We start from the raw sequence: 11,701 nt of genomic DNA, 5'->3' as shown, positions 1-11,701 counted from the left end.
GCTTATGCAACGCTTGCGTCACTCCTATGTGAGTGGCCTCACGCGCCCGCACTCCTGGCGCATTAAACAACTCAAACAGCTGTCATTGATGCTTGAAACACATGAAAGCGAACTACTTGAGGCATTACATTCAGATTTAGGTAAAAGCGCGGTGGAAGGCTGGCTAACGGAGCTAGGCTACTTAAATAATGACATTGAGCATACTTGCAAACATCTGCGTAAATGGATGAAGCCGACACGAGTCAGTCAACCTCTCATAGCCTGGCCAGGAAGCAGCTTCCTGCATCCGGAGCCCTTGGGAGTAGTGCTCGTCATCGGTGCTTGGAATTATCCATTACAACTGTTGTTGAGTCCATTGGTCGCCGCTTTAGCAGCGGGTAATTGTGTTATTTTAAAACCCTCGGAACTGGCCCCAGCAACCGCAACTCTGGTTGCGCGGCTGATTCCCGATTACCTCGCAAACGAAGCAGTACAAGTTGTCAATGGTGGCGCTGAAGTCGCACAAGAGCTGCTCGAACAACGCTTTGACCATATTATGTACACCGGCGGCGGTCGGGTTGGTCGTATCGTTATGAAAGCAGCCGCTGAACATCTTACTCCAGTGACTCTCGAGCTCGGTGGAAAAAGCCCGGCAGTAGTGCTCGCAGATGCTGATCTAAAAACCTCTGCGCGGCGCATTGCTTGGGGAAAATGGCTAAATGCCGGACAAACATGTATCGCTCCCGATTACGTTTTGGTGGACGCAAGCGTGAAAGAACCCTTCTTAACGGCTTTACGCGAAGCTATCCAAGACTTCTTCGGTGCTGACCCGAGTAATGCTGACGATTACGGTAAAATTGTCAATGAACAACATTGGCAGCGCTTAGTCGATTACCTTGAACAAGGCACCGTTACTCATGGCGGTGAAGTTGACCGCCAACTGCGCTATATCGAGCCCACAGTGCTTACCGACGTAGCCGTTGATAGCCCGGTGATGCAAGAAGAAATTTTCGGCCCTATCCTACCTGTGCTAACGGTTCCTAACCTTGCCAGTGCCATCGAGTTTATCCGCGAACGCGACAAGCCTCTGGCGTTATATGGGTTTAGTAGTTCACCCCGCAGCTTACGGCAACTGACCGAGCAAACCCATGCGGGGAACCAATGCAGCAATGATACCTTAATGTTTATGCTCAATCCGAAGCTGCCATTTGGCGGTGTGGGTCCGAGCGGTATGGGGCGTTACCACGGTAAGTTTGGTTTCGATACCTTTAGCCATCAAAAAGCTGTGATGCAGCGTCCGTTTTGGTTTGACCCAAAGTTTCGTTATCCTCCATACACGTCATTTAAACAAAAGCTTTTACGTTGGTTTAGTTAATTACAAACTAAGTCGTTCAACATAAAGAAGGAAACAATGTGGCAAACGTAGGTACTCAGGTAACCATTGAAAACTTCCAGGAAGTTATTCTGGAAGGTTCCAAGACCAAACTCATCATCGTCGACTTTTGGGCAGATTGGTGTGAACCCTGCAAACAGTTAATGCCAGTGCTCGAAAAGCTGGCTAACGAATTCAGTGATCGCGTAACGTTAGCGAAAATAGATTGCGATGATCAACAACAACTTGCTCAGCAATTTGGCATTCGTAGCCTACCGACCGTGGCGTTTTTCAAAGACGGTCAACCGGTAGACGGATTCGCTGGTGTTGAGCCAGAAAGCGCAATACGAGCCCGCATTGAAGAACATGTGCCTGGACCGAGTGATGACCTACTACAACAAGCACAACAACTGCTACAGCAAGAGCAATTCGAAGAAGCGTATTCCACCGCAAAACAAGCCTATGACCTACAGCCTGACGATGTGCAGGTGCAGCTTACGTTGGCTGATGCGGCATGCAGCTTAGGTCGGATAGAACAAACTGAGCAATTACTCGAAGCTATCCGACTCGCTGACCAAGATAGTTATTTCCAGCATGTACAGAGTAAACTTCAGCTTGCCCGCCAAGCTGCGGACAGTCCAGAATTGCGAGCATTGCAGCAACAAGTGCGGGAGCAGCCGGATAATCTTGAACTGACGCTAGAGCTTGCCAATAGCTTGTATCAAGCGCAGCGCATGGAAGAGGCGTTAGAGGTAATATTCTCAGTGTTACGCCGAGATTTTGAATTCCCACAGGCAAAACAGCAAGCACTCGACATGCTAAATGGCTTACCGAAAGGCGATCCGCTCGCCGCCAAGTATCGCCGGGTACTCTACAGCATGATGTATTAGGGGCCAGCACGGCGCAACGTCAGATTAATACGTTGCGCCCCCAGCAATGGGTGTTGGCCATCGCCTAATTTCGCTATGCCATGAAAGCGCAGGCGGTCAACACCACCCCAAACCACCACATCGCCGTGTAACAGTTCAATTCGCTGAGGTCGCTCAGTACGTACTTTTCCGCCCCACAAAAAACGGGCTGGTAAACCAAGGGATATCGACACGATCGGTGCGGAGAAAGAATGTTCATCGCGGTCTTGATGCAAGCCCATCTGTGTACCTGGCTTATAACAATTGACTAAACACGCGTCCGCTTCAAAGTTCCTAAAACCCAACTCAGCAGCGGCACAACGGGCTAAATCCGTCAGTACCGCAGGCATTTTCGGCCAGGGCTTTTGGCTTATCGGGTCCGTCGCGACATAACGGTAACCTTTACTGTCGCTGTGCCAACCGAAATCTCCACTGTTGGTGGTCACAACCGACATCGATTTGCCACCTGGCGTTTGTAAACGCCGCCATGGCGCTAGCTCAACGATCGCCGTAATTTCAGCCACCAGTTGCTGATCAAGAGCAAGTGCGTAGCCGCGTAGAATAGCGCTCTGCTCCCCTAAAGGAATTAAGCTCGTACTTCCGTTTGTCGAAAATAAGTCGTGTTGCATCGTATCTATCTGTTGCTGGTGCTTGCCGCATTCTAAAGCATACGCTAGGATTGAGCGAATATCCGTCGGGGATACCTATAAACCCCGCTTAGCTATGTATAATAACTATAAATAAAGGTCTCCCTATGAGTACATCGCGCGAGCATTTCAGCTCCAAAATTGGCTTCATATTGGCCGCAGCAGGTTCTGCTGTGGGTATTGGTAACCTCGTTGGTTTCCCCGTCGCTGCAACTAAAAATGGTGGTGGCGCATTCCTCCTGATTTATGCGTTCTTCGTTGCATTCATTTGCTTACCGATAATGCTCGCCGAGATGGGGCTCGGCCGTCGAACCCAGCACAGTCCTTTCAGTGCTTACGCAGAACTTGGTCAAAATACTAAGCGCTGGCGCATAGCCGGCTGGCTCGCCACCATTACCCCGTTTATGATTGCTGTGTTTTATATGGTGATCACAGTGTGGATTTTCGGTTACCTCTTCCAAACCCTATCGGGTAATCTCGATGCCATTGCCCAACCGGATTATTTTGGGCAGTTTGTTAATGATTACTCGTTTATTGGTTATCTGGTTGCCGTTACCGTAATCATTAACTTTATTTTGGTCGGTGGGGTCCGTAAAGGTATCGAACGCGCCTCAAAGATTTTGATGCCAACGCTCTTTTTAATGCTGATCTTGCTGGTCATTTTCGTACTGACACTTGATAACGCAATGGCTGGGGTAGAGTTCTATTTGGTTCCTGATTTTAGCAAAATTGACGGCAGCGTCATCAACGGCGCCTTAGCACAGGCTTTCTTTTCGCTGTCACTAGGTATGGGGATTCTCATCACCTATGGTTCATACTTCCGCCGTCACGACGATATCGTCACCTCAGGGAAGTTAGTCGCTATCACCGATACTACGGTTGCTTTTACTGCCGGTTTGATGACCTTACCCGCAATCTTTGCTATTTATCCTGAGACTAATCCCGAGTCGTTAAGTGACTCCTCTGTCTCAATGATTTTTTCATTTTTCCCACAAATTTTCATGCAGCTATCGAACACCGTGGGTTATGGCTTCGCGACTGTCGCAGCTTCAGTATTTTTCCTGCTAGCTTTCGTCGCTGCTATCACGTCTTTGGTCTCTATAATCGAAGTTCCAACTTCGTCATTTATGGAAAAACGTAACGTTTCCCGAAACAAAGCCCTACTGGTTATGGGCCTTGCCATCACTATATTGACATTGCTTGCTGCCACCTCGTTCGGCCTACTCCCTTGGGTCAGTAACGTAGTGACTTATGCTGGTGTCGATAAGTCGTTGTTCGATATTATCGTCGATGTTTTCTACGACACGATTCTACCGTTAAACGGCTTGCTGATTTGCTTGTTCGTGCGCTACCGTTGGAAGCGTGAAAACTTTGCCGCGGAATTAAGTGAAGGCAATAGCAACTACCCGAACACCTTCATGCACAAGTATGTGAACTTTGCGATTGGAACCTTTATTCCGGTTATCCTTGCTATCGTGTTCGCCAACACCGTGGCCACGAAGTTCTTTGGTGTGTCGTTGCTATAATTGAACAGCGGCAACGATATGTCTCTGGAACAAGCGTTTGTACCAGCACGACAGAATCTAAAAACAGCACGGCAACGTGCTGTTTTTATTTTTACTCCTGCTAGTGATCATGCACGCGGTGAACTCCTTCACCACTTGCTTAAGCTCGTCCCAGAGGCTGTCCATTTCAGCGACACGCAAGCAAGTAGCAAACCCGTTCACCGCTACCGAGATGAATTAGGACAAACCTATACCGATGTGGTACTTGATTATCAGCAACTCATTCATGCTGATGCGCTCGCGGCACTGACCGGAACAGTTTCTGGCGGTGGTTGCTTATGGCTGATCCTGCCGTCACATAGCTCAGCGTTTCAAGCTCGGTTACTAGCAAGCTCCGTTCAATTCGACCTCGTTCGCCAAGTAGCAAGCTGGCCGAAGTTGATAGAACATTTCGCAACCATTGCTCAACTCAAACTACCAACATCACCAGAGTCCAAATTTCCTTCCGCCGCACAGCAGTCTGTTATCGATGCCATGTGTAAGGCACGTAAAACGACCCACCTACTCCTCGCCGACCGTGGCCGTGGTAAAAGCACCGCTATGGGCCTCGCCATAAAAGCCGCTGGCTACACAACTCAACAGCAACTGCTGGTAACTGCACCACAGCCGCAAGCGACAACCGCTTTGCTCAAACATGCTGAGGGTGGTGCTAGATTTTGCGCCTGGGATCGTCTACTTCAGGATGTTGCCAGTTACGGCTCTGAGCTTGTCATTGATGAGGCCGCGGCAATTCCATTGCATATCCTCAAGCAACTTATGAATCGCTACAGCGTTTGGGCCATTGCCACAACAGTTGATGGTTACGAAGGCTGCGGTAAAGGCTTTGCATTGCGTTTTTTAACCTGGCTACAGGAGTCGACGATATGCCAGCGGCACATACTGGCAGCGCCACTACGATGGAGTCATGGGGATAGCGTGGAGCCATGGCTAAATGACCTGTTAATGCTAACTAACACTCAACTACCGAGCCCACCGCAGCAATTAGCTGAACTGCAATGGAACTATGTTCATGCCAGCGAGCTAAAGCAGGCAACCTTAGAGCAGGTGATAACCCTATTGCTAGAAGCCCACTATCAAAGCAGCCCGAATGACCTGCGGTTACTGCTTGATGATGCGCAACAGCAGTTAGGTTTGCTGTATGCCAACAGGCAACTGGTGGGTGTTTGTTGGACCGCACACGAAGGACCTATCGCAACACCATTGCAGTACCCCGTTCTCAGCGGTCAGCGACGATTAAAAGGCCAACTGTTACCGCAAGCCATAGGTTTTTATCGACAACAGCAAGCCTGCCTAAACTGGCGGTGGTTACGTATTGTGCGAATTGCCTCACATCCTCAGTTACTACGGCAAGGTATTGCTAGCATGATGCTCAGTAAGCTAATCGAGGAAGCCAAAAATCAAGCAATTGACGCAGTAGGCACCAGCTTTGGTAGTACTGCCGAGGTCACGGCGTTCTGGGGGTCTACACCCTTTGTTGAAATCCGACGTGGACAGAAGATAAATATGGCAAGCGGCGAAGTTAGCGCGATCTGGGCATTAGGCCTTACGCATTCAAGTCAGCATCTCATTACCCAACTACAACAACTGCATTTGGCTGAGAATGTTTGGCAGCAAAAACAACTTCCAAGCGTCAGATTATCGGTCCATACCATTATCCTTCCTCTTCTGCGGGGCTTTACCGATGGTTACCTACCGCTATCCAATGTGCGTTTTGCCTGGTGGTACCTACTCCAGCATCGGAATGATAAAGACTCACTGGTAACTCAACCACGCGGACTGTTTGAACCGGACTTAAGGGTTGCTGAGTTAGTTCAACTTAATCAGTTTTCCAGTCGCAGTGAATTTGAGAACCATCTAAGGAACGGGATCGTTACCTATCTGCTCGAGCATCGACTGCTGGGCTAACAACGGATGCTGGGCTAACAACGGATGCTGTTTTAGCAAAAATATGCTATCTTTCTGCCTTTATGTCACCCGTTTATGGAACCAAAAAAAGGGTCGTATACATGTCACGAGTATTAATTATCGGCGCTGGCGGTGTTGCTGGCGTCGTTGTCAAAAAATGCGCAATGTTACCGGAATATTTTTCCGAAATTCATTTGGCCAGCCGTACCGTTGCCAAGTGTGAAAGCTTGCAAGCCGAAGTTGGTAAAGATCGCGTCGTTGGGGTATACCAAGTCGATGCTGATAACGCCAATGAGGTTGCTGATCTAATTCGTAAGGTTCAGCCTGCGCTGGTAATTAACGTCGCCCTACCTTATCAAGACCTGCCAATAATGGATGCGTGCTTAGAAACTGGCGTGCACTACCTTGATACGGCGAACTACGAGCCAAAAGACGAAGCCAAGTTCGAGTATTCCTGGCAGTGGGCTTATCACGAGCGATTCAAAGAGAAAGGCATTATGGCATTGCTAGGAGCTGGCTTTGATCCTGGTGTTACTAACGTCTTTACTGCATACGCTGCCAAACACTATTTTGACGAGATTCATTATCTCGATATCGTCGATTGTAATGGTGGTGATCATGGAAAAGCTTTTGCCACCAACTTCAATCCAGAAATCAATATTCGTGAAATCACGCAACGTGGTAAATTCTGGGAAGATGGTCAGTGGCATGAGACGGCGCCAATTAGTGTCCGTGAAGATCTTGACTATCCGAATGTGGGCGTACGGGCATCATACTTGCTCTTCCACGAAGAACTTGAGTCATTGGTGAAACATTTTCCAACCATCAAGCGTGCTCGGTTCTGGATGACCTTCGGTGAGCAATACTTAACGCACTTACACGTGCTCGAGAATGTCGGCATGACATCGATTCAGCCGATCGAATTCCAGGGGCAAAAAATTGTGCCGTTGGAGTTTTTAAAAGCTGTACTGCCGAACCCTGGTTCACTGGCTGAGGGTTACACCGGTATGACGTGTATCGGTACCTACGTAACCGGTTTGAAAGACGGCAAAGAAAAAACCATCTTTATCTATAACAACTGCGATCATGCGGTTTGTAATGCTGAAGTCGGTGCTCAGGCGGTCTCATACACCACTGGAGTACCAGCTATGATCGGCGCTTCAATGATGCTGCAAGAGCATTGGATGAATCCTGGTGTTTGGAACATGGAGCAATTTGATCCAGACGAATTTATGGAACGTCTCAACAAGTTTGGCCTGCCATGGCAGGTTGTTGAGTGCGAATCGCCGTTCAAGCGCTAATACTATGAATCTGCCATATGCAACTGATGTTATTCCATCGCCTTGTTACGTATGTGATGAGGCCTTGTTAGAGCGTAATTTAAAATTAATGGAACGCGTTCAACGCGAGAGTGGTGCACAGATCATTCTCGCGCTAAAAGGCTTTTCAATGTGGAGTACGTTTCCGCTGATTCGTCAATACCTTGGTGGTTGCACCGCGAGTTCAGTATGGGAAGCAAAGCTCGCAGCAGAAGAATTCGGTCGCGAAGTGCATGCTTACGCACCGGGCTATAAGCCAGCAGAAATCGATGTCTTGCTACCTTTAGTGAATCATATTTCATTTAATAGCTTGAATCAGTGGCATGCCTACCGTGAGCAGGTTATGGCATCTGGTGTTTCTGCCGGGCTTCGGGTTAACCCTGAGCATCAAGAAGCAGAAACTGAGCTCTATGATCCCAGCGCACCGGGATCACGATTGGGTATTCGCGCAGCAGATCTGGATAACGCCGACCTTACTGGTATCGAAGGTTTACATGTACATAATCTGTGCGAGTGCGATTCGTTTGCGCTAGAGCGTACGTTACAGGCCGTCGAAGCAAAGTTTGGTGCTTTATTGCATAAAGTAAAGTGGCTTAATCTCGGTGGTGGCCACTTAATGACACGAACTGGTTACGATGTTGACCATCTGGTCAGGCAGCTGAAACGGCTGCGCGAGACCTATAACTTACAAGTCATTCTTGAACCTGGTTCCGCTGTTGCCTGGCAAACAGGACCATTGGTTGCAGAAGTGGTCGACATTATCGAGAACGATGGTCCAATTGCTATTCTCGATATCTCCGCAACAGCTCACATGCCAGATGTGCTGGAAATGCCTTACCGCCCTGCCATTACCGGCGCGCGTGAACCCGGGATTTTACCGCATACCTATAAGTTAGGTGGAAACTCCTGTCTTGCTGGTGACGTTATCGGTTTATATAGCTTTGACCAGCCATTGCAACCGGGCAGTCGCATCATTTTTGAAGATATGATGCACTACACCATGGTCAAAACGTCATTCTTCAACGGAGTGGAACATCCGAGTATTGGCATACTGCGGCGCGATGGCAACTTTGACCTGATCCGCAAATTTAGCTACGAGGATTTCCGTTCACGGCTATCTTGATTAAACGAAAGCACCGGTCACCCATTACCGGTGCTTTTTTTAGCGGCCGTCTCTGGCATACAGTGCTAATCCCTGTAATACCAACTCACTACGTAATTCACCACGACGTTTAAGTTCAATGGGTAGTAGTGGTGTCGAACCGCCACTGAATAACAAACGAAAATCGAACCAGTCCAGTTCAGTTTCCGTCACATACAAAGCTTGCCGGACTAAACCCGCAAACATATTTACGCAACCGTCCATCAGGCCGTCTGGCGTGCTGGTACCCAATTTATTTGCCCGACCCCACATTTTGGTACCTTGGGTAAAAACACGAGGAGCCCGTTCCACTACCGCTCGTTGCATTAAGTCAACACCAGGCGTTATCCAACCCCCTAAATGTTGACCCTGCCCGTCAATCCAGTCGACAGTAATTGCCGTTCCTGCATCCACGATTAAAGTCGGTTTGCGCTGTTCATTATATGCCCCCAGCATCGCCAACCAACGGTCAACACCTAAGTGTGTCGGCTCTTGATAAGCGTTGCATACACCAAAACTACTGGCCTCTGAGACTATGGTGTGAAGTTCCGCTTGATAACATTGTCGGCGTAACCAATCCTGCAATAAAGCTTGTTGGGGTGCGCCCCCTACCATAGCAAGCCAAACAGCGACAACGGGAGCTTCAAGCTGGATCCCACCAAGCTCGTCGTAAGGTAGATTAAAAAGTGGCTCCAAATGCCCATCAGCGTCCATTTGCGCAACTTTTACCCGGGTGTTTCCGGCATCAATAAGTAACTTTTTAGAATTCATAGCGTAAACTTACTTCTCCTGCATGAAAACGCTCTAACTGTCCATCCACTGCCACCAGTAGTGAACCATCTTCCGCTATTCCTTGTGCATAACCAGCAATTACCTTTTCACCTAACTGAATACGTACTTCACGATCTTGAAGTCGATCGAATGTATTCCATTGCTGAATGAAAGGTTCCAGCCCTTCAGTTGCGTATACCTTCAGCGCATCGCGCAACTTGACTACAAGTTTAGCGACTAATGCATTACGTCGCACTGGACCACTAAGTTCCTGCTCAACGTCGGTCCAAGGTTGGTCAATTGGAGCATCAAGCCAATCTGACATGCGCAAATTAATTCCAACGCCAATAATCGCATGCCCAGAGTCAATAGCCTGCCCTTCGAGTTCAATCAATATCCCCGCTAATTTTTTACCGCCTACCAAAACATCGTTTGGCCATTTTAGTTGCACGTGATCTATGCCCACAGCAGTCAAGGTATCGGCTAGGGCTGTGCCTATAGCAACGCTTAACCCCATAGCCGCTGACATACCGTGTTCCAACGGCCAGTACATACTTAGGTAAAGGTTTGATGCAAATGGAGAATACCAGACTTTGCCGCGCCGCCCCCGACCTGCAGTCTGCGCTTCAGCGACTACGGTGTATCCTGCTGGCAGTCGCCTATGCTCGCGTAAACGAGCGCGCAGCACATCATTACTTGAGGTAACCACACGAGCAACTTCCAGATTGTCAGCACTAGTTTCATTAGCGCTTTGAGCACTACCGGCTTGTCTGATTTCATTCTCGTCAAGAAGCTCGACAGCTCTAGCTAGTCGGTAACCTTTTCCAGTCACTCGGAAAACATCAAGGCCAAGCAGTTGAATATCTTTAATATATTGGCTAATTGCAGTACGAGTCACACCAATTTTTTCACCGATGCGTTGTCCCGAATGGAACTCTCCGTCGGCGAGCAGTTCAATAACCTTAATGACGCGCTCATCACGCTTACTCATATGCTTATAAGTCCTTTGTTGTTCAGTAATCGAACTTCGATTTCAAGCTTGATCGCGAATTCACTCTGAACCTTCTCCTTAATTGTATCCGCCAGGCAGAGCAGATCGGCACCAACCGCATTATCTTTGTTAACCAGAACCAAAGCTTGTTTATCATGCACCGCCGCGCCACCGCAGGTCACCCCCTTTAACCCCAGATGATCAATCAACCACCCTGCGGCGACTTTCACCTGATGATCATCTACCTGATAGTGTGGCAGGTTGGGAAAACGCACCACCAGTTCGGTAAAATATCCACGTGATATAATTGGGTTTTTAAAGAAACTTCCCGCGTTTGGTAGCACAGCAGGATCCGGTAATTTACTATTTCGTATCGCGATAACAGTATTCATAACTTCAGTTGCTGTAACTGCGTCCGATAGGTTGGACAGTGCGCCGTAACTAAGATTAGGCTGCCAACTCTTCGGCAACGAAAAGCTCACATAAGTAATCACGTAACGTCCAGATTGCTGCTTAAATAAACTGTCACGATAAGCGAAGCAACATTCGCTTTGTGCGAACGTCACAAACTGTTTGTGTTGTCGATCCCATGCTTCTACTAAGCGTATAAACTGTGCCGCCTCGACGCCATAAGCTCCGATATTTTGAACAGGAGCGGCTCCTACACTACCAGGAATAAGAGCCAGGTTTTCCAAACCCGGCATCCCCTGTTCAAGGGTTTTCACCACAAGTTTATGCCAGTTCTCCCCAGCTCCAATACGCAGCTCATAACTCGACTCTGTTTCATAACTTTCGTAGCCGGTAATCGCAACCCGAAGGATTGAGGACGCAAAATCTTCAGTAAAAATAGTATTACTACCTTCACCGAGAACATAATAATCATCTTCAAGTGCAACTAGATCATCGGCTACAGTCAACTCAATGACGGCTTGCGCGCTATAAGGCAACCTGAAAGTATGTAACTCTTTTAAAGAGACGAATTTATGAATTGTTGTCATAGATGCATTCTAAACTAGCCAGTGTTTTTTATGAAGAAGAAAGAGTAAAGGCGATATTGGCTGTTGGCTGTTGGCTGTTGGCTGTTGGCTGTTGGCTGTTGGCTT

Annotated in this window: 10 protein-coding genes; 6 read left to right on the top strand and 4 right to left on the bottom strand. The window is 48.2% G+C overall.

Features of this window, described 5'->3' with window-relative positions; genetic code table 11:
* Window positions 1-4 precede the first annotated feature (4 nt).
* Together ACQ5ES_RS00050 and trxA are read left to right on the top strand one after the other, a co-directional pair.
* A complete protein-coding gene (locus ACQ5ES_RS00050) occupies window positions 5-1,354 on the top strand; it encodes an aldehyde dehydrogenase family protein (protein ID WP_445015336.1) in 1,350 nt (449 codons plus the stop codon).
* Window positions 1,355-1,392: 38 nt separating this feature from the next.
* A complete protein-coding gene (trxA, locus tag ACQ5ES_RS00045; protein ID WP_445013929.1) occupies window positions 1,393-2,241 on the top strand; it encodes a thioredoxin in 849 nt (282 codons plus the stop codon).
* Here trxA and alkB read toward each other — a convergent pair.
* Window positions 2,238-2,888 (bottom strand): DNA oxidative demethylase AlkB, encoded by a 651-nt coding sequence (alkB, locus tag ACQ5ES_RS00040; protein WP_445013928.1) that lies wholly within the window; start codon window positions 2,886-2,888, stop codon window positions 2,238-2,240. The genes trxA and alkB overlap by 4 nt on opposite strands.
* A gap of 125 nt (window positions 2,889-3,013) precedes the next feature.
* Here alkB and ACQ5ES_RS00035 point away from each other — a divergent pair, with 125 nt between their 5' ends.
* The 4 genes from ACQ5ES_RS00035 to nspC all read left to right on the top strand — a co-directional run bounded on the left by ACQ5ES_RS00035 (window position 3,014) and on the right by nspC (window position 8,818).
* Complete coding sequence (locus ACQ5ES_RS00035) at window positions 3,014-4,432, top strand: sodium-dependent transporter (protein WP_445013927.1); 1,419 nt, start codon at window positions 3,014-3,016, stop codon at window positions 4,430-4,432.
* Between the two features lie 18 nt (window positions 4,433-4,450).
* Entirely contained in the window at window positions 4,451-6,376 is a 1,926-nt protein-coding gene (locus ACQ5ES_RS00030) for a tRNA(Met) cytidine acetyltransferase TmcA domain-containing protein (RefSeq protein ID WP_445013926.1), read from the top strand.
* 101 nt (window positions 6,377-6,477) lie between these two features.
* On the top strand, window positions 6,478-7,677 hold the full coding sequence (locus ACQ5ES_RS00025) for a saccharopine dehydrogenase family protein (protein ID WP_445013925.1): 1,200 nt from the start codon (window positions 6,478-6,480) through the stop codon (window positions 7,675-7,677).
* A gap of 4 nt (window positions 7,678-7,681) precedes the next feature.
* The gene (gene nspC / locus ACQ5ES_RS00020; protein WP_445013924.1) at window positions 7,682-8,818 is read left to right on the top strand and encodes a carboxynorspermidine decarboxylase; all 1,137 of its coding nucleotides are present in this window, start codon (window positions 7,682-7,684) and stop codon (window positions 8,816-8,818) included.
* A 39-nt stretch (window positions 8,819-8,857) separates the two neighbouring features.
* Here nspC and ACQ5ES_RS00015 read toward each other — a convergent pair whose 3' ends face one another.
* Genes ACQ5ES_RS00015 through murB form a run of 3 tightly spaced genes read right to left on the bottom strand, consistent with a single transcriptional unit; the run spans window position 8,858 to window position 11,596 of the window.
* Complete coding sequence (locus tag ACQ5ES_RS00015) at window positions 8,858-9,607, bottom strand: type III pantothenate kinase (RefSeq protein ID WP_445013923.1); 750 nt, start codon at window positions 9,605-9,607, stop codon at window positions 8,858-8,860.
* Complete coding sequence (gene birA, locus ACQ5ES_RS00010) at window positions 9,597-10,598, bottom strand: bifunctional biotin--[acetyl-CoA-carboxylase] ligase/biotin operon repressor BirA (RefSeq protein WP_445013922.1); 1,002 nt, start codon at window positions 10,596-10,598, stop codon at window positions 9,597-9,599. Before birA ends, ACQ5ES_RS00015 begins: the two co-directional genes overlap by 11 nt.
* Complete coding sequence (gene murB, locus ACQ5ES_RS00005; protein ID WP_445013921.1) at window positions 10,595-11,596, bottom strand: UDP-N-acetylmuramate dehydrogenase; 1,002 nt, start codon at window positions 11,594-11,596, stop codon at window positions 10,595-10,597. The genes birA and murB overlap by 4 nt, the downstream gene beginning before the upstream one ends.
* Window positions 11,597-11,701 lie beyond the last annotated feature (105 nt).

This window comes from Pseudidiomarina xizangensis, assembly GCF_052541995.1.
The sequence above is the reverse complement of the archived record's forward strand: the minus strand, read 5'-3'. Positions and strand labels throughout refer to the sequence as shown.